General features: G+C 38.1%; 19 protein-coding genes and 6 tRNA genes. 16 read left to right on the top strand and 9 right to left on the bottom strand.

Going from position 1 to position 22,307, the window contains the following annotated elements:
- The first annotated feature begins 1 nt into the window (after window position 1).
- Window positions 2-856, top strand: coding sequence for a patatin-like phospholipase family protein (locus tag LLS04_RS05000; RefSeq protein ID WP_323610588.1), 855 nt, complete (start codon window positions 2-4; stop codon window positions 854-856).
- On the opposite strand, the gene LLS04_RS05005 is transcribed toward LLS04_RS05000, so the two are convergent.
- Window positions 846-1,502 (bottom strand): RluA family pseudouridine synthase, encoded by a 657-nt coding sequence (locus LLS04_RS05005; RefSeq protein ID WP_323610589.1) that lies wholly within the window; start codon window positions 1,500-1,502, stop codon window positions 846-848. The genes LLS04_RS05000 and LLS04_RS05005 overlap by 11 nt on opposite strands.
- Complete coding sequence (locus LLS04_RS05010) at window positions 1,486-2,343, bottom strand: class I SAM-dependent methyltransferase (RefSeq protein ID WP_323610590.1); 858 nt, start codon at window positions 2,341-2,343, stop codon at window positions 1,486-1,488. Before LLS04_RS05010 ends, LLS04_RS05005 begins: the two co-directional genes overlap by 17 nt.
- Before the next feature lie 129 nt (window positions 2,344-2,472).
- Between LLS04_RS05010 and LLS04_RS05015 the strand changes: the two genes are divergently transcribed.
- From LLS04_RS05015 to pepF, 15 genes are all read left to right on the top strand, one after another.
- The gene (locus LLS04_RS05015) at window positions 2,473-4,620 is read left to right on the top strand and encodes an ATP-dependent helicase (protein ID WP_323610591.1); all 2,148 of its coding nucleotides are present in this window, start codon (window positions 2,473-2,475) and stop codon (window positions 4,618-4,620) included.
- Window positions 4,617-6,596 carry an NAD-dependent DNA ligase LigA gene (gene ligA, locus LLS04_RS05020; RefSeq protein ID WP_323610592.1) on the top strand — a complete coding sequence of 660 codons (1,980 nt, stop codon included), beginning with the start codon at window positions 4,617-4,619 and terminating at the stop codon, window positions 6,594-6,596. Before LLS04_RS05015 ends, ligA begins: the two co-directional genes overlap by 4 nt.
- A complete protein-coding gene (locus LLS04_RS05025; protein ID WP_323610594.1) occupies window positions 6,593-7,699 on the top strand; it encodes a CamS family sex pheromone protein in 1,107 nt (368 codons plus the stop codon). Before ligA ends, LLS04_RS05025 begins: the two co-directional genes overlap by 4 nt.
- A gap of 8 nt (window positions 7,700-7,707) precedes the next feature.
- Window positions 7,708-8,004 (top strand): Asp-tRNA(Asn)/Glu-tRNA(Gln) amidotransferase subunit GatC, encoded by a 297-nt coding sequence (gene gatC, locus LLS04_RS05030; RefSeq protein WP_003775551.1) that lies wholly within the window; start codon window positions 7,708-7,710, stop codon window positions 8,002-8,004.
- Window positions 8,001-9,353: an amidase family protein gene (locus tag LLS04_RS05035; protein WP_323610596.1), complete on the top strand. Its 1,353-nt coding sequence runs from the start codon at window positions 8,001-8,003 to the stop codon at window positions 9,351-9,353. The genes gatC and LLS04_RS05035 overlap by 4 nt, the downstream gene beginning before the upstream one ends.
- The gene (gatB, locus tag LLS04_RS05040; protein WP_323610598.1) at window positions 9,353-10,768 is read left to right on the top strand and encodes an Asp-tRNA(Asn)/Glu-tRNA(Gln) amidotransferase subunit GatB; all 1,416 of its coding nucleotides are present in this window, start codon (window positions 9,353-9,355) and stop codon (window positions 10,766-10,768) included. The genes LLS04_RS05035 and gatB overlap by 1 nt, the downstream gene beginning before the upstream one ends.
- A gap of 38 nt (window positions 10,769-10,806) precedes the next feature.
- Window positions 10,807-11,484 (top strand): hypothetical protein, encoded by a 678-nt coding sequence (locus LLS04_RS05045; protein ID WP_323610600.1) that lies wholly within the window; start codon window positions 10,807-10,809, stop codon window positions 11,482-11,484.
- Between the two features lie 89 nt (window positions 11,485-11,573).
- Window positions 11,574-12,782 carry an O-antigen ligase family protein gene (locus tag LLS04_RS05050; RefSeq protein WP_323610602.1) on the top strand — a complete coding sequence of 403 codons (1,209 nt, stop codon included), beginning with the start codon at window positions 11,574-11,576 and terminating at the stop codon, window positions 12,780-12,782.
- Window positions 12,783-12,847: 65 nt separating this feature from the next.
- Window positions 12,848-12,923, top strand: a tRNA-Asn gene (locus LLS04_RS05055).
- A 7-nt stretch (window positions 12,924-12,930) separates the two neighbouring features.
- Window positions 12,931-13,006, top strand: a tRNA-Glu gene (locus LLS04_RS05060).
- A gap of 238 nt (window positions 13,007-13,244) precedes the next feature.
- Window positions 13,245-13,320, top strand: a tRNA-Asn gene (locus tag LLS04_RS05065).
- Window positions 13,321-13,328: 8 nt separating this feature from the next.
- Window positions 13,329-13,404, top strand: a tRNA-Glu gene (locus LLS04_RS05070).
- Between the two features lie 171 nt (window positions 13,405-13,575).
- Window positions 13,576-13,651, top strand: a tRNA-Asn gene (locus LLS04_RS05075).
- Window positions 13,652-13,658: 7 nt separating this feature from the next.
- A tRNA-Glu gene (locus LLS04_RS05080) sits at window positions 13,659-13,734 on the top strand.
- A gap of 136 nt (window positions 13,735-13,870) precedes the next feature.
- Complete coding sequence (gene pepF, locus LLS04_RS05085) at window positions 13,871-15,670, top strand: oligoendopeptidase F (protein ID WP_254007293.1); 1,800 nt, start codon at window positions 13,871-13,873, stop codon at window positions 15,668-15,670.
- A 56-nt stretch (window positions 15,671-15,726) separates the two neighbouring features.
- Here pepF and LLS04_RS05090 read toward each other — a convergent pair whose 3' ends face one another.
- The 7 genes from LLS04_RS05090 to LLS04_RS05120 all read right to left on the bottom strand — a co-directional run bounded on the left by LLS04_RS05090 (window position 15,727) and on the right by LLS04_RS05120 (window position 22,051).
- Complete coding sequence (locus LLS04_RS05090) at window positions 15,727-16,119, bottom strand: CoA-binding protein (RefSeq protein WP_323610603.1); 393 nt, start codon at window positions 16,117-16,119, stop codon at window positions 15,727-15,729.
- Window positions 16,116-16,718, bottom strand: a complete 603-nt coding sequence (locus tag LLS04_RS05095; protein WP_323610605.1) for an alpha/beta hydrolase — start codon at window positions 16,716-16,718, stop codon at window positions 16,116-16,118. The genes LLS04_RS05090 and LLS04_RS05095 overlap by 4 nt, the downstream gene beginning before the upstream one ends.
- A 70-nt stretch (window positions 16,719-16,788) precedes the next feature.
- Entirely contained in the window at window positions 16,789-18,666 is a 1,878-nt protein-coding gene (locus LLS04_RS05100; RefSeq protein ID WP_323610606.1) for a BglG family transcription antiterminator, read from the bottom strand.
- A gap of 64 nt (window positions 18,667-18,730) precedes the next feature.
- On the bottom strand, window positions 18,731-19,549 hold the full coding sequence (locus tag LLS04_RS05105; RefSeq protein WP_323610607.1) for a PTS system mannose/fructose/sorbose family transporter subunit IID: 819 nt from the start codon (window positions 19,547-19,549) through the stop codon (window positions 18,731-18,733).
- Entirely contained in the window at window positions 19,542-20,312 is a 771-nt protein-coding gene (locus LLS04_RS05110) for a PTS mannose/fructose/sorbose/N-acetylgalactosamine transporter subunit IIC (protein WP_254007298.1), read from the bottom strand. The genes LLS04_RS05105 and LLS04_RS05110 overlap by 8 nt, the downstream gene beginning before the upstream one ends.
- A 29-nt stretch (window positions 20,313-20,341) precedes the next feature.
- Window positions 20,342-20,830 carry a PTS system mannose/fructose/N-acetylgalactosamine-transporter subunit IIB gene (locus tag LLS04_RS05115; protein ID WP_323610608.1) on the bottom strand — a complete coding sequence of 163 codons (489 nt, stop codon included), beginning with the start codon at window positions 20,828-20,830 and terminating at the stop codon, window positions 20,342-20,344.
- 144 nt (window positions 20,831-20,974) lie between these two features.
- Window positions 20,975-22,051 carry an SIS domain-containing protein gene (locus LLS04_RS05120; RefSeq protein WP_323610610.1) on the bottom strand — a complete coding sequence of 359 codons (1,077 nt, stop codon included), beginning with the start codon at window positions 22,049-22,051 and terminating at the stop codon, window positions 20,975-20,977.
- Window positions 22,052-22,307: the final 256 nt, after the last annotated feature.

Raw genomic sequence — 22,307 nt, forward strand, 5'->3', positions numbered from 1 at the left:
AATGGAAAAAATTGGTTTGGTTTTAGAAGGTGGTGGGATGCGTGGAGCATACACTGCAGGTGTTTTACATTGGTTATTACAAGAAAAAATAGAGTTTGATTATATTGTAGGGATATCATCTGGAGCACTATATGGTGGTATGTTTGCTTTAGGAAAAAAAGACACACTAGAAAAAGCAGCGATTGAGGTTGCAGCTGATAAACGTAATGTAGGGATTCGTCCGATTTTAGCGGAAAAAACACTTGTTGGATATGACTTTCTTTACAATACCGTTACAAAGGAATTAGACTATCCAATTACTGAGATGAATAAAATACCGGGTAAGATTGATATCGGTGTTTATGATATCGCAGGTGAAAAAACTATTTGGATTGATAAAGAACAATTAGCTCAAGATCCATTGTTTATTAAAGCTGCATGTACGTTGCCGGTTGCAGGCCGTGCGGTATGGATTAATGGACGTAAATATATGGATGGTGGTATTACAACCATGATTCCAGTTCAAAAAAGTATTGATGAAGGTTGTACACGTCATATTGTCGTGACAACGAAATCGGCAGATTATGTTCGTAAGGATCAAGGGTTTGCGCAGAAAATGCTTTTACGAACTGTGTATCGTAAGTATCCGAAACTTGTTCAAGATTTTGAGAGTCGTCGTGATGTTTATTACGAAGAACGTAACCTGATTAATAAACTTGTGGACGAGAAAAAAGCAACCTACATTTATCCAACTCAAGAAGTTGGTGTCGGTCGCTTTAAAGGATCTGAAGAACAGTTTGAAGATTTGTTTAAGATGGCGCATGATGATTGTGAATTGCGCCGTGATGAAATTATGGCAATGGTTTCTAAAGATTAAATGGGAATTTAGAGGGCGTGTGACTTGTGAAGGTCATGCGCTCTTTTGTTATGGGATGATCAAAACTGAGTTTGGTTGCCCATAAAGCAATTTGTTGTCCTGGTTGGGAATGCTTATTATAGCGAGCATCACCCCATAAGGCGTGAGCACGTGATGCGAATTGAACCCGGATTTGGTGCGATCTTCCAGTTACAAGTTTAATTTTAACTGTGGATAAATTTTCTGAAGGATGGTAGTAAGCTTCGATGACATGAAGTTCTGCATATTTACCATCAGGATGATTTTTATCAACCACATAAGACGTGTTTGTCTTACGATTTTTTACCATCGTATCACGGAATGTAGTGGCTTCAACATATCCCGTACAAACAGCGGTATAGGTTTTGTCTAGGGTACGGGTTCGAATTTGATCACTGAGTCGTCCTGCTGCTTTTGATGTTTTTGCGAAGACCATGATGCCACCTACTGGACGATCAAGTCGATGTACAAGACCAACATAAACATTTCCAGGTTTATCATATTTTACTTTAATGTATTCCTTAACTTCTGTAAGTAAGTCAAGGTCATTGCTTTCATCACCTTGAGAGGGTTGGTTTGGTTTTTTTTCCACGACGATGACGTGGTTATCCTCATAAAAGATTTTCATCGTAACACCATCTTGTTGTGACACCACAAGGTAACATTGTGTCCATTGAAGTAATGGGAAGGCCAATTGCTTCGCTGTGTGTGTTGAGTGGGAATTTTTGGTCGCGTAGTGCATCGTTGAGGGCATGTCGTACCTTTTTAGGTGTAAGGTTTGTCGTGTAGGTGTTTAAGACTACAAAGAGTGCATTGGGGTCGAGGAGCTCCATAGCAGCATTTAAAAGAGGTTGAAGTTGGTCTTCGATTTTCCAACGTTCTCCTTTAGGTCCTCGACCAAAACTTGGCGGATCCATGACGATTCCGTGATAGGTACGTCCACGTCGCTTTTCGCGTTCGATGAATTTCATGGCATCTTCGACAATGGTTCGGATTTTTTTATCAGTTAAATCATTGAGTTCAATGTTTTCACGAGTCCAAGCAATCATCCCCTTGAGGGCATCAATATGAACCACTTCTTCAACATTTTCTTTCGCACAAGCGATGGTTGCGCCACCGGTATATCCAAATAAATTAAGGATACGAACGGGTTCTGTATGAGTTTGAATTATGGAACGCATCCAATCCCAATTAACGGCTTGTTCGGGGAAAATACCGGTATGTTTAAATGATGTTGGACGAACCTTAAAGTTTAAATCTTTATATTGGATGATCCAACTTTCAGGGAGTGTTCGATTAAAATTCCAGCCTTCTTCAAAAAAAGCATCGATGGGCATGCCAGGTGATGCGGGTTTCCATGTCGCAACAGGATCTGGACGTCGCACAATAATGTCATGGTAACGTTCTGTTTTTAAACCATTTCCAGCGTCTAGGACTTCAAAATCAGTCCATTCAGTAGGGACTCTCATACTCTTACCTCAGTTTCTAAATATATTCCTACATATTATAGGTTAGAAAGGTGTTTGAGCGCAAACATTTCCTTAGTAAATGTCACTCAGTCAAACGGGTGAATATGCTATAATGTTAGCGGTGATAAAATGGATTATATTCAAGGATTAAATAAAGAACAAAAAGAAGCAGTATTAACAAAAGCAAAACATGTGCGTGTGATTGCGGGAGCTGGGAGTGGAAAGACTCGGGTTCTCACAACTCGGATTGTGCATCTCATGCGCGATCTTGGATATTATCCATCTAAAATCTGTGCAATAACATTTACGAATAAAGCGGCGAATGAAATGAAGGAACGAATGGAAGCGATGTTGCCTGATGCAATACGGGTTCATACTTCAACCATTCACTCTTTATGTGTTCGTATTATTCGTGAGGAGTATGAAGCATTAAATTTAGTTCGTAATTTTACGATCTTGGATACGTCAGATCAACAAGCGGTTATGCGTGAAGCATACAAACAATTTGATTATGACCGTAAAGATATTTCATTTCGTGAAGCATTGACTTATATTTCAAATAATAAGTTTGCAGGGGTTGATGTTTCGCAAGCAGAACGTATGGCAGGATCGAATTATCATGAACAGAAAAAAGTAAATTTATATCGTTTTTATGTGAATCGTTTACATGAACTTTTTGCTTTGGATTTTGATGACTTGCTTTTAGAAGTGAATCGATTGTTTAAAGAAAATCTCGAAGTTCGTGATAAATGGCGACGTCGCTTTGATGTCGTTTTAGTAGACGAGTTCCAAGATGTGGATCACGTTCAATATGGTATTGTGAATGCGTTAGTGGGTGATGAAAATCAACTGTATGTCGTGGGAGATCCCGATCAGACAATTTATACATGGCGTGGTGCTAATGTGGATTTCATCATTGATTTCGATAAGAAGTATCCGGAGTCAGAGACTATTACGTTGAACCAAAACTACCGTTCAACACAACATATTCTCGATAGTGCAAATACATTGATTAAAAATAATAAAGATCGTCCCGATAAAGCGTTGCATGCAAACAAGGAAAGTGATTTTCCGGTTCAATATGCAACACTTGATGATGGTGATGCAGAGGCGTATTGGGTTGCCAATAGAATGTTAGAGTTGCATGATGAAGGACATTCTTATTTAGATATGGCAGTTCTGTATCGTTCAAATTACTTGTCACGTGCACTTGAGAAAGTCCTGATGGCGCGGCGCATACCGTATGTGATTTATGGTGGTTTACGCTTTTACGATCAAGCTGAAATAAAAGATATGATGAGTTATTTACGGATGATTACACATGGTGACGATCTCGCTTTACGAAGAAGTATTGCGATGCCACGTCGGGGTATTGGTGAAAAAACATTAGATACAATCATGTTGCAAGCCCGTGAGCGTGAAATGACGATGTATGAAAGCATGCTTTATGATGTTCATCATCAACAAGCAACACCGAAAATTCGTAATTACGTGATGATGATTGAAGATTTTAGAGAAATGGCGCAAGAAGCATCGATCGAAACGATTATGCAATATGTTTTAAAACGAAGTGGACTTCGAGAGCATTTCGAAAAAATTCAAGAACTAGAACGCGTTGAAAGTCTAAAAGAATTAATTGGTGACGCCTTAACGTTCCAAGAAAATTACGAAAATCCAAGTTTGGATGAATACATTCAAATGGTGAGTCTTTATGGGGATAAAAGTGAAGTTGTGGAAGGGGAGTATGTTCGTCTTATGACGGTTCATGCTGCGAAAGGGCTGGAATTTGAAAACGTCTTTATTATGGGATTGGCAGATAATATCTTCCCAAATAAAAACAGCATTCAAGAAGGTTCTGGAGGAATTCAAGAAGAGCGACGTTTGATGTATGTTGCGATTACCCGTGCGAAAGAACGGCTCTTCCTATCCAATAATATTGGATATAACTTTGTTGCTGGAGGGTATGCCCGTGCATCGCGTTTTATAAAAGAAATGCATTTAGACGAAAAAACTTCGGAGATGGAAGCAACGCCAACGATAAGTCGTAGTGAAGTTCAAGATGCTATAAGTTCATTTGAAAAAGCATCCGGTCTGACTAAGTTAAAGAAAAAAATTAAATTCAAAAGTGGAGACCAAGTCGTTCATGATGACTTTGGTGAAGGGATTGTGATTCGTGTCGATGATGACACAATAAAGATTGCCTTTAATTTCCCACATGGAACAAAAGTAATTTCAAGAAAATATGCAGGCATTCGGTTGAAGGGAGACATGTCATGAGTAAAGAACGAATTTTAGAGTTGCGTAAAAAATTACATCAGTATAATTACGAATACCATGTTATGGATCAACCAACAATCGCGGATGTTGAATACGATCAATTATTACGTGAATTGAATGAGCTTGAAGTAAAACATCCTGAGTTCTTTGACATTAACTCGCCAACACAAAAAGTGGGTGGTGTCGTATCTGAACGATTTTCAAAAGTTACACACCGTTTTCCAATGTTTTCGTTGGGGAATGCATTTTCTCGTTCAGATTTAGAAGTGTTTGATGAGCGTTTACGTGCACAATTCCCAAATGTTTCTTATGTTGTGGAGTTGAAAATTGATGGACTTGCAATGTCGATTGATTATGAAGATGGTTTGTTTACACAAGCTGTAACACGTGGAGATGGTACAGTGGGGGAAGATGTAACGCAAAACATTCGAGTTATCGACTCGATACCCCTTCAACTAAATGTCGATGAAGATGTTACAGTTCGTGGTGAAGTGTTTATGCCGGTTAAATCGTTTACTCGAGTTAATGAATCACGTAAGGAAAATAATGAAGCCTTGTTTGCGAATTGTCGTAATGCGGCAGCAGGAACAATTCGTCAACTTGATTCAAAAGTTGTTGCGACTCGAGGCTTAGATGGTTTTTGGTACACGTTGGTTAACGCTAAAGAATTAGGGATTACAAGTCAATATGATTCCCTTACCTATCTAAAACAAATTGGCTTTAAGGTGAACCCAGAAATAAAGTTATGCAATACAATCGATGCGGTATGGCAACGTATAGAAGAAATTGAGCACATGCGTGCGTCCTTACCTTATGATATCGATGGTGTTGTAATTAAAGTAAACGATTTTGCGATGCAAGAAGAACTCGGATTTACCGTTAAAACCCCGCGTTGGGCGATTGCTTATAAATTTAAAGCAGAAGAAGTGAAAAGTCGTGTTGAGGATATCTTTGTGACCGTGGGTCGTACCGGAAAGATAACACCCAATGCGAAACTCACTCCGGTTCAGATTTCAGGTTCACTGGTAAGTTATGCAACCCTTCATAATGAGGATTACATTACTAACAAAGATATTCGAGTTGGTGATGAGGTTGTTGTTCGTAAAGCCGGTGAGATTATTCCGGAGATTGTGTCCGTTGATGTAAGCAATCGAACGGATGTGATTAAGCCATATCACTTTCCTGAAGTATGTCCTATCTGTATGGGGCATCTTGTTCGATTTGAAGGTGAGGCAGATCATTATTGTGTTAATGTGGATTGTTCTGCGAAAATATCGGAAGCCTTGGTTCATTTTGCGTCAAGGGATGCAATGAACATCGATACTTTAGGAGAACGTCGTGTTTATCAATTGCATGATGCGAAGTTACTTAACACAATTACGGATATCTATACATTGCAGGAACATAAAGATGCACTTGAGAAGCTTGAGAAAATGGGTCCAAAGAGTGCAGAAAAATTACTGGAAGCAATTGAAAACAGTAAAAATAATTCGGTAGAGAAGCTGATTTTTGGACTTGGTATCCGACATGTCGGTGCGAAAACATCCAATGTTCTCGCCGCTCATTACAAAACAATTGCTTCACTGATGGATGCAACGTATGATGAACTCATTGAAATCGATGAGATTGGTGGTGTCATTGCTCAGTCTGTTGTTTCATTCTTTGAAATCGATCATAATCGCGAATTAATTGAAGATTTACTTGAACGTGGCGTGAATGGGAATTACAATCATGTTGTGACCTCCAGTAAATTTGAAGGGATGAAGTTTGTGCTTACGGGAACATTACAAACAATGGGTCGAACGGATGCAAAGAAAATCATAGAATCGTTTGGCGGCAGTGTATCAGGTAGTGTTAGCAGTAAGACAGATGTTGTTGTGTATGGTGAGAGTGCTGGATCAAAACTTACAAAAGCTCAATCATTGGGCGTTAAAACATGGACAGAAGAAGAATTCTTGAATGAGGTGAACTCATGAAATTTAAAAAAATGATGATGATTAGTTTGGCGGGACTCTTGTTAGTATCGGGATGTGCGCGTCAAGAAACAAAACCAGAAACAGGTAAAGAGAATGTTTCGGTAATTCAAGGTGGTAAGGGTGAATACTCAATTTTAACACCGTTTAAAACGTCGCCATTGCGACAAAACTATGGGACAAACTTTAGAGAAGTGGACATGATTGAAATTGGACGACGACTCCAAGACAAATCAAAAGATCACTTTAATCCAGCGAACTTTAATATTTCAGAAGGGTCAATCATTAATGATGACCACTATGATCAACTCCTCCGTCACGAGTCTAAAAATTATCCTTACGGCTTAAATCCTGTTGATGGGACGGAGTTTGTTGAAAAAGGACGTAAAATTCAGACACCTACCTTCGTGCGGGATGTGGTAGAGGTGAATTTTCATTCAGGAAATGATATCAATAAAATTGATGGTGTTGGTATTGCACTTGTAATGAAGCGCGTACAAACAGAAGCTGGAACAGGCTTACCCGTTCGTTTGTCAGACGAAACACTATATGAGATTGCGCGTACCTCAATTGGAAATCGACTCATCTCTTATTTACGTACAATTGAAGGTCTGAGTGATGTACCCATCTATCTTGTGTTATATGCTCAAGAAAGTGATACGGACACATTGCCAGGGAAATATTTACCAGGACGTGTTATTGGTGAAGGATTCTTCGAATCACGTGGTGGACAGTTTGAACAAACAAGTGAAAAGTGGACACTTTTAGGTACTCAAGAAGCTTCTGAAGAATATCCAGAAACATCTGCTGATTTCTCTGTGTTTAAACGTGAAGTTGTGGATTTTATGAATGATGAAAGTATTGGTGTTACCGGTAAGATGTTTGTAATCGATAAAAAGGTTCAACAACTTGATATTGATTTAACAACAGGTGCAAAGACCTATCTCGAGATTTATGGGCTTGCGCAATATGTATCTGAACGTATCAATGCATTTTCAGATATACAAGCACCGATAACCGTAAATATCAAAGTCTATCAAAATTCACGGATGATTGTTCGTAAAGAACCAGGGAATAACAAACCCATTATTATTACAGTAACTTAGGAGGATTTATGAAAAAATTAGATAAAGAGCTTATTGAAAAATTTGCTTCCGATTTAATGTTTCGTCTAACAGACGAAGAACTTGAAATGGTTGAAGCGAATGCTCATGTGTTTGAACGTTATGTTGATAAGATTCAAGCAATTGATACAGAAGGCGTTGAGGTTATGTCATATCCTTTTGAGATGGAAACAACATGGCTTCGTGATGACGAACCCAATCATGTCATTGATCAATCCCTTGCATTTGAAAATGCACCGCGTGTTGATGGTGATTATTTTGAAATTGTAAAGGTGGTTAATAAATGAGTAAATCAATCGATGAAATTATCGGGAATTTAAAAAAAGAAAATGAGCGTCTTAACGCAATTGTAAGTTTTGTAGATCCAAATGAAATTACTGATGGTTTAATTTCTGGGTGGGATATTGCTTTAAAAGATAATATCAATATGAAAGATACTCTAACAACAGCAAGTTGTAAGTTGCTTTCAAACCACAAATCGATTTATAACGCACATGTTGTGCATCGACTTTTAGATGAAGGGGCAGTTATTGTCGCGAAAACATCGATGGATGAGTTGGGTATGGGTGGTACTAATTTATCCGCGATTACTGGACCAGTTTACAATCCATATGATATAAGTCGTATTTCAGGTGGATCTTCAGGCGGTTCTGCAGCGCTTGTGGGTGCAAAAGCGGTTCGGGCAGCTTTAGGTAGTGATACAGGCGACAGCGTTCGTAAACCCGCTGCATATTGTGGTGCTGTCGGTGTTAAGCCAACTTATGGTCGTATTTCACGATACGGTGTAATTCCTTACGCATCATCCCTTGATCATGTCGGTTATTTCACACAAAACGTAGCCGATGCAGCATGTCTTCTTGAAGTGCTTGCTGGACGTGATGATCGCGATATGACAAGTTCTATGGAACCGGTTGTGTCTTATTCAAAACTCCTTGACATGGATCCAGAGGGTAAACGTATTGGAATCTTTAAAACAGTTGAAGATGCTATCGAAAACGAAGCGGTTAAAGCATCATTTGTACAATTTAAAGAAAAACTTGAAGCTCAAGGCGCAATTTTAGTTGAGAAAACAATTGAGAAAACGTTAATGCGTACAATGCTTCCAGTATACAGTGTGATTTCAAATTCAGAAGCAGTGGCAAACCATGCAAATCTTGATGGTGTTCGATTTGGTTTATCACAAGAAGGCGATTCGCTTGAAGAAATCATGAAGAATACACGAACAAACGGATTCAGTTCCTTAATTAAACGTCGTTTCATCTTTGGTGCTTTTGCATTAGATGATGCCAATCAAAAAGAAGTATTTGATCAAGCGAAGAAAGTTCGTCGTTTATTAGTAAATGCTTATGCATCATGCTTTGAAGATGTTGATATTATGGTTACCTTAGCATCTGGAACGGTTGCACCGAAAGTTGAAAATCAATTGATGGATGAATTGTCGGATGCATACTTAATTGGCGAAAACCACATGGTCATCAACAACTTTAGTGGTTATCCAAGCATGACATTGCCACTTGATTTAGTAGATGGACTTCCTGTTGGTATCAATATTTCAACACAACCCTTTACTGAAGCTAAAATGTTTGCATATGGACAAGCATTTGAGTCACTAATTAACTGGAAGGGAGCATTTTAATGGGATACGAAGCAGTTATTGGAATTGAAATTCACTGTGAATTAAAAACAAAAACAAAAATGTTTTCAGGAGCACCACTCGGATATGGTCAAAAGCCAAATACCGCAATCAATGAAATTGATTTAAGTTACCCCGGAACATTACCACAATTGAATAAACAAGCGGTCAATTATGGTGTTCGCTTATGTAAAGCTCTAAATTGTGAGATTGATGATTTAATTCGATTTGATCGAAAAAACTATTTTTACTCTGATTTACCAAAGGGATACCAAATCACACAACAATTCTTTCCATTAGGTCAACATGGACATTTTGATGTTCTGGTTGGTGAAACAGTTAAGCATGTACGCATCAACCGTATTCATATGGAAGAAGATACAGCAAAACAATTTCATGAAGGTGATAAAACATTGATTGATTTTAATCGTGCAGGAACACCTTTACTTGAGATTGTTACTGAAGCAGATTTTAGAACTGGTGAAGAAGCGGCGGCATATGTTGACGCATTGCGTCTGTTAGTGGTCTATTTAGGCATCTCTGATGGTCGTATGGATGAAGGGTCTCTTCGTTGTGATGTGAATATTTCGCTAAGACCTGAAGGTCAAGAAGCCTTTGGAACAAAAGTTGAGATCAAAAACTTAAACTCGACAAATAATGTTCAAAAATCAATTGAATTCGAAAGTATTCGTCAAGCCGAAATCTTAAATTCAGGACAAAAAGTTGTGACTGAAACACGTCGTTTTGATGAAAAAACTCAAGAAACTGTTGCGATGCGTACAAAAGAAACAGCAGTAGATTATCGTTATTTTGTAGAACCTAATATTGTACCAGTACGTATTGGTCAAGATATTTTGGATCAAACATTAGTTGAATTACCAATGGCACGCATTCAACGATACCAAGATCAAATGGGACTGAGTTTGTATGATGCGAATGTCTTGGTTAAAAACCCTGACTTGGCGGCTTATTTTGATGTATTGGCTCAAAAAACGGATGCTTATAAGCTTTTAGTGAATTGGTTGACACAAGATGTGTTGGCGGTACTTGATCAAAAAGGTGAACGCAGTTTTGAAGCATGGCTTAATGTTGATCATTTTGTAGATTTCATTGAAGCGATTCAAACAGGATCTATCAACTCAAAACAAGCAAAACAGGTTTTTGCGAAGTTTGTTGAAGGGGAATCTCCTAAAGATGTAATTAAGAAGTCTGGAATGGTTCAAATCAGTGATGAAGCAACCATTACAGCGTGGATTGAAGACGTATTAACACAAAGTCCGCAAGTTATTGAGGATTATAAAAACGGTCTTGATAAGTCCATTAAATTTGTTGTAGGACAAGTTATGAAAATATCAAAAGGACAAGCAAATCCACGAGTAACCAATGAACTGGTTGTGCGTGTGCTTGATAATAAATAGAAAATAATATAATATTTAAATGCATAAGGAGGATCGCAATGACAAAAAAAATGGATCCAAAGCAAAATAAAGAAGTTCAAGTTAAAAAGCAAAAACAAACTAAAAAACATGACTGGTCTTATTATGCAATCATTATCTGTCTTGTTTTAATCCTAATTCCCTCTCTTTGGTTGGGCTTTACAATTGTTAAAGCATCGATTGAATCGGGAAAACCATTAACAGGACAACGATTTGCAAATGATCACGATCCTGAAATTACTTCCGATTTACAAAAAAAGGTTGTGGAAACGCTCGAGGATAGTTCAGAATTTGAGTCTGTAACTGTATCGCTCAAAACAGCGACGCTTCGTATACAACTTAAAATGAAGCCTGATACTTCAAAAGAAGATGCTTCTGCCTTGATTGAATCAGCGTACGATCGAGTTGTTGAAGTTTTACCTGTAGCAGAGTACTTCAAGACAGAAGGCTCTAAAAAACAATATGATTTAGAAATCAATCTTTTCAATTTTACCGATGTTACTGATGATAATCGTGGTGATTTTATATACTACCAATTAGTTAAAAACGGAAATATGGAAGACAAGCATATTCAGCTTGTTTCTGAATCAAAAGATTCAGAACTTGTCGAACGTTTAAAAACGGAGCAAGCTGAAGCAAAAGAAAAAAAAGCAAATGAAAACGGAGAACCGTCGAAAGAAGAGAAAAAAGAAGAGTAAATTATAGTGATTTCGCTTTATTGGATGGCTTCTTAGATTAAAGTGACACTATTGTAATAGTCGTCACTTTTTAATGTGGTAAAATATATATGATGAAAATAATAAAAGACTTCAGTACAAAAGTAAGAACGCTATTATCTGAGAATGTAATATTTTTGATGATTATGGTGCTATTCTTACCAGACTATTTGTTATATCCAGCGGTTATTGTGGCGGGAATTTTTGTATTGTATGAATGGATTCGATATAAAGGCTATAGATGGAGCACGTTCTGGATTTTATGGGCGTATTTGCTCATTGTAGCCGTCCTAAACAAGAATATGCAGGGGATTATGGGGACTATGTACCTAATTATCTTAGTAGCCTATGCATTTGTTTTAAATCGAAGAATGAGTCCTAAGGAATACATGAAAATGCAATACTATATTGTGTGGTGTTCCTTATTTAACTTCTTCTTCAACTTTATTCGTTGGAGACCATTTTGGTATAAATCATTTATGAGTTTATTTGATGGTGTAATTCAAATGGGACATCTGCCTTTTTATGGTGATGGATATTTTAGAGCGTATTCAACGTTTGATAATCCAAACTTATATGCTTTTGTTCTTCTGATTGTTTTATTGGTTTGTTTTAACCAACTTCAATTTCAAATTACGTTCAAAAATTATCGATTGGGCGCATTCTATGCAGGTGCCTTTATCATTAACCTCTATGCAATGTTTTTGACGGGTACACGATCCATTATCGTAGCCTTGATGTTTGGTCTTCTAACCGTAATATTGGTTCAAAGGAAGTGGACGCAATTTAAAGTGATGATCCTACTGGGAGCACTTTTAACCTTGTTTATTCTTTCAAGACCGGATTTGTTTCCACGTTTTATGCAAATTGCAGAACATAGTGGCATTCGCCTCGAAATTTGGGACAAAGCTATTCATCAAATATTAAAAGAGCCTTGGTTTGGTAAAGGGATGTTTACCTATGCACTGCTTTTTGATAATATCGATGCCCACAATATTTTTATTGAGAGTTTCTTAAGTTTTGGTATTTGTGGAACTGTTATCCTTGTATCGTTTCTCATTGGTAAATTGCGTGATGTGTACTTAAATGCATATTATCTTGATTATCCCTTGGCGTTGGGTGTATTAGTTGCGACAATCATGTACGGAATTTTTGATATACCATTATTTGCGGTACAAACAAGTCTCTTATTTGTAGCGGTTTTCTGTCTTCCAAGGCGACAACCGTCTCAAATTTTGGTCCCAAAACCAACACATATCGAAATTATTGAAAAAACTTAAACTATTTTTAAAATATGCTTGTCAAGGCAATATTAGTATGGTATATTTTATAAGCACTTGGCGATGCTTGTTTAGCTCAGTCGGTAGAGCAACTGGCTGTTAACCAGTGGGTCGCAGGTTCGAGTCCTGCAACAAGCGCCATTTATATGGCCCGTTGGAGAAACGGTTAACTCACATGCCTTTCACGCATGCATTCACGGGTTCGAATCCCGTACGGGTCACCATAGTGTAAATAACAAACCTCATCATCATGATGAGGTTTTTCTTTGGTTTCACACCCAAGTTGTTCAGAAAACAATTGTCGTCATAATCGATGTTTCAATTAAAATTGAGGTGTAAATCTCGCTAATATGACGACCTTAAATCACACCTTATAAAAAAGGTAAAATAATCGATTATTTTTACTGAAAAAGGTTGCTAAGTAGGAATGGGTATGGTATATTTTATGAGCACTTAAGCGATGCTTGTTTAGCTCAGTCGGTAGAGCAACTGGCTGTTAACCAGTGGGTCGCAGGTTCGAGTCCTGCAACAAGCGCCATTATATATGGCCCGTTGGAGAAACGGTTAACTCACATGCCTTTCACGCATGCATTCACGGGTTCGAATCCCGTACGGGTCACCATAGTGTAAATTACAAGTTGCATCATTACGATGCAACTTTTTTTTGCGGAACTCCGCTAATCGTGACTGAAATTCACAGAATGTAAAGATTATAAAAAAGTATGATTTATTTGTGAAATAAGGCTTGCCAAGTGGTATCTGGTGTGGTATATTTTATGAGCACTTAAGTGATGCTTGTTTAGCTCAGTCGGTAGAGCAACTGGCTGTTAACCAGTGGGTCGCAGGTTCGAGTCCTGCAACAAGCGCCATTTATATGGCCCGTTGGAGAAACGGTTAACTCACATGCCTTTCACGCATGCATTCACGGGTTCGAATCCCGTACGGGTCACCATAGTGTCAATAACCTCACTTCTTAGGAAGTGAGTTTTTTTTGTATGTACGAGTTTTGTGTGTTTTTTCGCACAGATAATCGTCTTGTGGTAAAATAGATGTAACGGGTAAAACCGCTATAGATAAGAGGTGTATTTATGTCGGATAAATATGAATTACCACTTCGTAGTGAAGTGGATATAAAAGATACATGGGATTTAACACCGATGTTTAAAGATGATGACGCATGGAATACAGAATTTGATGCGATTCAAAATGACTTAAGTGAAGTGGCTGCATATCGTGGTACTTTAACGAAAAGTGCTGAGAGTTTGTTAGCGGGTCTTAAGTTTCGTGATGAATTAAGTTATCGTATTGAGTTTTTATATGTTTATGCACATTTAAGTTTTGATGTCGATACCACAAACCCTAAGTATCAAGCTATGAATGCGCGCGTGCAATCGCTTCTTGCGCAATTTGGATCGAGTTTTTCGTTCTACGAAGCAGAAATTTTATCTGCGGATGAAGCTGTGATACGGGAATATCTTGAATCGAATGATGCACTCAGTTTATATAATCATGAGTTTGATCGTCTTTTCAAATCAAGACCACATATTCTTAGTGAAAAAGAAGAACGTATTCTTGCCTCATCAGGAGAAATCTTTGGTGTTTCTTCGCAGACATTTGGTATGTTGAATAATGCAGATATTCAATTTCCTACAATTAAAGATGAATCAGGAAATGATGTTCAATTATCACATGGACGTTATTCACTATTAATGGAAAGTGCAGATCGACGTGTTCGTGAAGATGCTTTCAAAGCGATGCAAACAACCTATGGTAATTTAAAGAATACGCTCGCAAGTACGCTGTCGGGAAATGTTAAGGTTCATAATTTCAATGCAACAATCCGTAATTATGCATCGGCACGCCAGGCTGCTCTTGCTGCGAATAATATTGACGAAGAAGTTTATGATTCTTTATTAGAAGGAATCCATAATAATATTAATTTATTGCATGATTATGTTGCACTTCGTGAAGAAGCCTTGGGTATTGATGATATTCAAATGTATGATATCTATGTTCCTATGGTCGATGAAGTGGATTTGAAGTTTACGTATGAAGAAGCGCAAGAAGTGATCTTAGATGCATTGAGTGTTCTTGGAGAAGAATATTGTGCTGTGTTGAAACGTGCATTTGATGAACGTTGGATTGATGTTGTTGAGAATAAAGGAAAACGTTCGGGTGCTTATTCTTCAGGTACTTATGGAAGTGCACCGTACATTCTTTTAAACTGGCAAGAAAATATTGATAATGTGTTTACACTTGCTCATGAACTTGGCCACAGTGTTCACTCATACTTTACACGTAAGTATCAACCTTATATTTATGGGGATTATTCAATTTTTGTTGCTGAGGTAGCTTCAACGACGAATGAAAATTTATTGTTGAATTACTTGTTGGATCAATATGAGGATCCTAAGGTTCGTGCTTACTTGTTGAATCATTATTTAGACACCGTTAAGGGCACGGTGTTCCGTCAAACACAGTTTGCTGAGTTTGAACACCTTATTCATAAATCAGACCAAGAGGGCGTTGCTTTAACGGCTGATTATTTAATTGAATCTTACTACAAACTTAATCAATTCTATTATGGTGAATCAATCAGCACCGAAGAAATTGGTTATGAGTGGGCACGCATCCCTCATTTCTACTATAATTACTATGTATACCAATATGCTACAGGGTTTAGCGCAGCAACTTTATTCAGTGAAACAATTTATAATGGTGGTGATGCGACACCTTATCTTGATTTCTTGAAGTCAGGAAGTTCTGACTATCCAATTAATGTCCTTCGTAAGGCAGGCGTGGATATGACTGAATCAACAGCAGTTGATACAACACTCGAGAAATTTGGCGAACGTATGGCTGAATTACGAACACTACTTGTAAAATAGATAATAAAAAAACGGAACATCATCCAGTATTGGGTGGTGTTCCGTTTTTAGTGTGTTTATTTCTCGTTTTGAGCGTATTCCGCAAGCACACAGGCTTCGATTACATTAAGTTCGAGTTCTTGTGCTTTAGCACGTAAAGCATCGTTTACGGTACCTGGTTGAAGCCAGAGAACGTTGACGCCTTTTTCTTTAATGGATTCAAGCATGTTAATTCCAATCTTAGGATTTACAACCATTACCGCAACGTCAACGGCATCGGTGATTTCTAAAAATGAAGGATAAATGGTCTTACCATCAATTTCCGTATAGTTTGGATTAACACCAATAACTGTTTTATTTTTTTGTTCGAGTAACTTATAAATGCGGTGCGCATAGGTTTCCGGTTTGTTATTGATTCCTACAACCACAAAGTTTTGTGACGCATTTAGGATTTCATAAGGTTTATTCATAATGTCAGCTCCATATCAAACCATTGTTTGATTTCTTCTATTTCGTAAGCGCGCATACGGTGATCAAGCTCATAAATACGGTGAGTAACACGTGCATTATTATTTATGAGGCGTTTTTCTAAAGTTACGGCACTTTCATAAGGAATTATATCATCAAATCGACCACTATGAATTAAAATATCCATGTCTTTTAAATCAAGTTCTTGTGTATCGCTTGTAAAGTTCATAGGTCTTAACAGCACACATTTTTTAAATGGGGTAGGCTGTTCAAGGATTAAGGCGGCGATCGTGTTGGCGCCATTGGAAAAGCCTAATGCCCAAAGTTCACCGAGATTGTATGTTTCTTTTAATGTTTGTACTGTATCGAGAATGGTCTGAACACGACCTAGTAAGTCTTCTTCGTCAAGTATTTGTGTTTCACTTTGTACAGCAGAGAAACGACGTTTTCCAAATGTCACAACATCACCGCGAATGGAAAGATGGTTCATCGTTGGTGCAACCATTTTCGCGACAGGCAGCAATACCGTTTCATCACCACCGGTTCCATGAAATAAAACAAGGGTCTTGTCACTTCCGTTATCAATAAATTTATGTATCATTTTGAGTACTCCTTACGTCTTAAATATGAAAACATCATACATGATGTGAGGTTTGGGGACAAGTCATGCGCTAACTGGATAGTAAGGCTTGTTTGAAATCGTCGAAGGACTGACCTTCGATAAGTTGTTGGACTTTAAAGCGATCCATGGACCATTTTGAAAAGCGATCACAAAGGTAGAAGAGGTCATGATCTCCATCGCGTTTTGTTTTAATTAGGAAAAGAACGTGTACTTCACTTTTATCCCAAATAATTGGTTTTTCCAGTATTGCTACAAAGCACAACGCGCGATCAACATGTTTTTTTAAATCTTGAAGGTGGACAAGGTTGTGTCCAATTTCATGGGTTGCGAAGGGATTTGAATCAAAGTGAGGTTTTAGTAGATTCATGGTATTCATCTTATCTGTAAGGTTGTGTAGGACTTGTTCTTTATTATTTCCAGGCAAGTTATAGATGACATATTGAGGTTTGAGGTAATGGTCTAAATCTGCTTCGGCTAGGTCAAATTGTTTAATTTTTTGTTCGATGTGGGTGAGGTAGTTGCCATCTTCGATTGCGACGACTTCTCGAGCCTGTGGAATGGTCATTTTTGCCATTGAGACTCCAATATCAAGATCTTGTGTAATTTCTTGTAGTGAGCCGTAAACACTGACCGTAATGTGTTCTTGATTAAAATGTTCACGCAAGGTTTGGCCATAGACAATAGTTTCAGAGCGTCCATTCCCACCGATAAATCCAATGTTTAGAGTTTGTTGGTGGCGGCGGGTCATTAGTGCCCCTTGGAAATAGAGGAGTAAATAACCAAACTCATCAAGATTGATGGTGATGTCTGGATAATTTGCCTCGATAACTGATACGGCGGAGATGGTAACTTTTGCGGCAAAGAGAAATTCCCGTAAATTTCGATGAATTAAGGGATTTCTTATGGTCAGTCCGTTTTGTATGCGCTTGATCATTTGGGGTATATGTAATAAAAGATAGCGAAAGAGTTCGTGATTATCGAGAAAGTTGATTGCGAAGTTATTATCGATTTCGGTAAAGATATCATAGATAAGTGCTTCATCTTGAACATCTGTTTTTCCTGAGTGTGCGATAATTTGTTTGCTGTCAAGATGAATGGCTAGATAGAGCAGTTCGGGTTTTTTAAGGACATCTTCGTTTAAAAGCGTACTTACAGCATTCGCAATGGTTTGAGCCAGTGGTAGTAGTGGAGAATCGGTTGTTTTGTGAATCTCGATGTGATGTCCTTCACGGCGTCGCTTGAAGAGAATGAGTATGTGTACTGCGATATTTTGGAGAGAGAAGTCGGAAAGAAGAATATCTGCTTTGAAACAAGATTCTTTGACAATTTCTTCGGTTTTAAAAAGGATGTCTTTGTTTAAGATAAAGAGATCTTTTTCTTTAGACTCGACAAGACTTAAGGTGTTGTGGAAGAAGTATTCCGCAAAGGCAAGCCGAAGGTTGAATTCGGAACCGGTTAATTTAAGCCCGTATGCAGGACGTGATTTAAGCTCGAGTTGAAACCGTCGGAGTTGTAATCGGACATCTTTAAGGTCGTTGTGAATGGTTGTACGGCTTACAAACATACGTTCAGCAAGCTCTTCAAGTTTAAGATAATCAGAAGCTTGTAAGAGTGTTCGAATAAGATATGAAACACGCTCTGAATTATTTCTCGAAAAGCTATTCATCCGGCGAATAAGACTGATCGAGCCGATATTTTCAAATATTTTTTCTTCTTGGTCTTCGTTTAAGGGATTGAGACGGTATCCATGTCCTGGAATCGAACAGACTTCAATCTGATAGGACTTTAGGAGCTCACGAAGAATCTGGATTTCTTTCTTAATGGTACGGATGGATACATTGCTTGATAGGGCAAGTTCTTGGGCTGTAACGGTGTTGCCTTGGGCAAGGTGGTGCATGATGATAAGTTGTCTATTTGTGAATTCCATAAGACCTCCTTTTAAAAAAGATGTTGCGTATCTTTACGATAACGCAACATCTTAACTTGTGCAATTAGAGTAATCCAATATAAGATCCAATGATACCAAATGCAATGGTAACAAGGAGTAAGAACATGGAACTCTTTTTCTTGTTCTTTAATAAGTGGAACATGATTAATGTATAGAGTAGTGGTAGAAGTAACGGAAATATTTGGTCAATGTATTGTTGGAGGAGAAACTCGGTCTCGTTGAATGAGAAGGCTACGATTGTTTTAAGTTTAACCATCTGAGCACTCATACCTCCAATAACCATTAGTCCAACAATCGTTGCTGCTTTTGTTATCTTAACGAAAATGCCTGATTCAGAAGCACTATCCATAAGATTAGTACCAAATCTATATCCAAATACACCACCGAGGTATCGAACAATTAAGTGTGGAACATTAAATGCGATTAAGAATAGAATTGGACCAAGAATGTTTCCTTGTTGGGATAAAGGTAATGCGATTGCGGTAGCGATAATACGAATGGTACCCCAGAAGAAGGAATCACCAATACCGGCAAAAGGACCCATTAATGAAATCTTAATGCTGTTGATGGTATTCTTATCAAAATCAGGGTTTTGACTTGCTTCTTTTTCAAGTGCGGTCGCAACACCGGTGATTGCAGATACGACATGAGGGGTCGTATTAAAGATTTGCATATGACGAACAAGGGCGTCTGCACGATCTTCTTTTGTGTGATAGAAGCGTTTAATTGCCGGCCACATACCAACGGCAAATCCAAGACCTTGTTGGCGTTCGTAGTTATATGAGTTTTCGAGTAAGAATGAATACCAGAATATTTCTCTAAATAATTTCTTGTCTTCTTTTGTTGTTTCAATTTTATTCATCGAATAAGTCCTCCAATTCATCATGCTGTACAGCTGCAGGTGTCTGTCCGACTTCAAATACAATTATGAAGGCTAAGATAACACCAAATAAGGTTACGGCTAAGATTGGTAACTCGAGATAAGCGATTAGAATAAATCCAAGAATAAAGTAAAGAATGTTTTTACCATTCATCATTGGCTGTAGCAATAGTGCGAATCCTACTGCAGGAAGTAATTTTCCAGCAACTTCAAGACCGTTCATAAGATTAGTAGGAATTGCCTGAACAAATCCCTCAACAGCACTTGCACCAAAGAGCACTGCGATGAATGCTACGGTAAAGTACATTAGACAGTGTAGTAAAAGCCCGCCAATATTAAGTGCAAACATGCCTTTAATATTCGCATCTTCCGCAAGTTTCATGGCAAAGTCCATAAACCATGATCGAACGATAAAGATAATAACTTTTAATGATTGAGCGAGAATTGCAATCGGTAATGCGAGTGCGAGCGCAATTTCTGATCCTTGACCGGATAAGATTGCGAAAGCTGTACCGAGTGCAGAACCAATAAGCACATCAGGTGGTACTGCTGCACCAACTTGAATCGCACCCATAAAGACGAGTTCAAGACTGGCACCAATAATAATTCCTGATTGGAGATCGCCTAGAACGAGTCCAACAAGGGGTGAGATAATAAGTGGTCTGTTGGCCATTGGGGTTCCGAGCATCTTTTCGACAAACCATACCAAGGCAACGACGAGACCAACAAGTAACGCTTCTTGCATAGATATTTCCTCCTTATATTTTTATTTAATTACAGTGTTAAATATTTTTGACGTAAATCCGAGAAGTCTTTGCCTTTATCATCAGGAACTTGTTTCACTTCAACAGAGATTCCTAATGTAATGAGGTTGTCCATTGCACCAAGTTCTTCAGCTGTAAAGTAAACGGCAGGGGCAAAGGCTTTACGACCCTCTTTCATTTGGACTCCACCCAACGTACAGACCGGTGTTTCATCAATACCTTGGTAGAGTTTGAGTGCGTCATGCGGGGAAGCAGTAACAACAAATACCTTAAGTCCTTTAAGTTTTTCGTTGTTTAAAAGGGTAATTGCGTCATCAATGGAGCGGATCGCAAGTTTTACGCCGTCAGGTTTCGCAAGCTTGAGTGCTTGTTTGCGAATTTGGTCGGATGCTGCATCATCACTGGCGATAACAATCGCTTCATAATTCAGAGCGGATTTCCAACTGTAAGCAACTTGACCGTGTAACAAGCGGTCATCAATTCTAATTTTTTGTATCATAATAAACTCCTTCTTTATATAATATCGGTTAATGTTGTGGGATTGCTCTCAAAGTCATCAGTTGTATCGTTTTCGATTTAAACAAACTTCAGTAATGAGACCCGATACTGTGTACGATTTTGAGTGTAAAGCAGTGTGTCTGCTTTAGGGAGTCTTTGTTTCAAGTGTTTTATTAATGTATTCCGTTAATTGTGGATACATCGTTTTTGTTAGATCGCGGCCACGTTGTGTAGCAATTTGGTATGCGAGCACTTGGAAGAAAGTCATGTAAGCAAGTGGATAAAAATACGTGGAATTCGTGTTGATGTTGAAATCGTCTTCGTTTGTATTTGAGACAATTATACAGCGGGCATGAACTTCCTGTGTTATAAATTTTTGAATCTTCCTGCTTTTTTGTAGATCTTTTTCATGATGAGCAAGTAAGAAGAATCCTTGGTCACTTGTAAACATGTTTTGGGGACCATGAATCAATTCTTCAAGCTCGAAACTATTGGTAAGACTGGGTAGCATTTCCATGAATTTAATATCTGCTTCTTGAGCGATGGGCCATAAGGCACCAGGACCCGAAAAGATATAGGCATCAGTTTTGGAAAAATAGTGCTTGTTGGCATGATAATAAATGTTTGATGCTTCACGAATGTGGGGGAGTTCTTGAATCATCACTTTTAAATCATCTAAAATCACATCAGATTGTGTGGGGTCAATCTGTTTGTTTAAAACGCCAAGTGACAAATAGATTAGATAAAGAACCGTACAGGTGGTTGAGAACCCAAGAGTTCTAAACATAAATTTTTCTTTGCCGCTTCCCATTTCAAGTGCCGTTTGAGCTGCTTTCGCTATCGGTGTATCAAGCGACTCAGTAATTGATACGGTTTTAAGTCCTAATTGATTTGCACGTTGTATCGCTTCATACACAAGTTTTGTTTGGCCTCCTTGTGAGATGAAGATATAGAGTGCGTTTTGATCACATAACTCTACGTTGTAGTGTTCAACAAATATACTGGGGTACATTAATTCAACTTCAAGTTGGCATGTCGATTCCGCAAATGGTTTTGTGGTGAATGCCGTATTGTATGATGAACCCGATCCTACAACCACAACTTTGCGTACAGTATCTCCATTTGCAGCATGTTTTATTGCGGTTGTAATCACATCTCGTTGATCACGTAATTGTTCTAGTTTTTCTGGGATTTCAATAATACAATCCATTAATGTATTCATTGAGTCACCTCTCTTTCCTTTGCTCGCCTTTATCATACCTATCTGTGCTTTTCAGTTCCATAGGGACTTTTGCACGAACGGTCGTGCAACAAATTAAAGCGGTTTCAAAACAGTAGTTTTAGGTCCGTTTCAGGTGTCAAGAGTTAAAATATAAAAACTTTTAAAAAAGCATGAGAAATGAAAAACAAAGTTACTAACAACGTTAAACGTTAATTAATTTATCTTTCAAGTTTACATTTTGGAATTTCGTCGTAAT

This window comes from Erysipelothrix enhydrae, assembly GCF_035066605.1.
In the GTDB taxonomy this organism is placed as follows: Bacteria; Bacillota_I; Bacilli_A; order Erysipelotrichales; family Erysipelotrichaceae; genus Erysipelothrix; species Erysipelothrix amsterdamensis.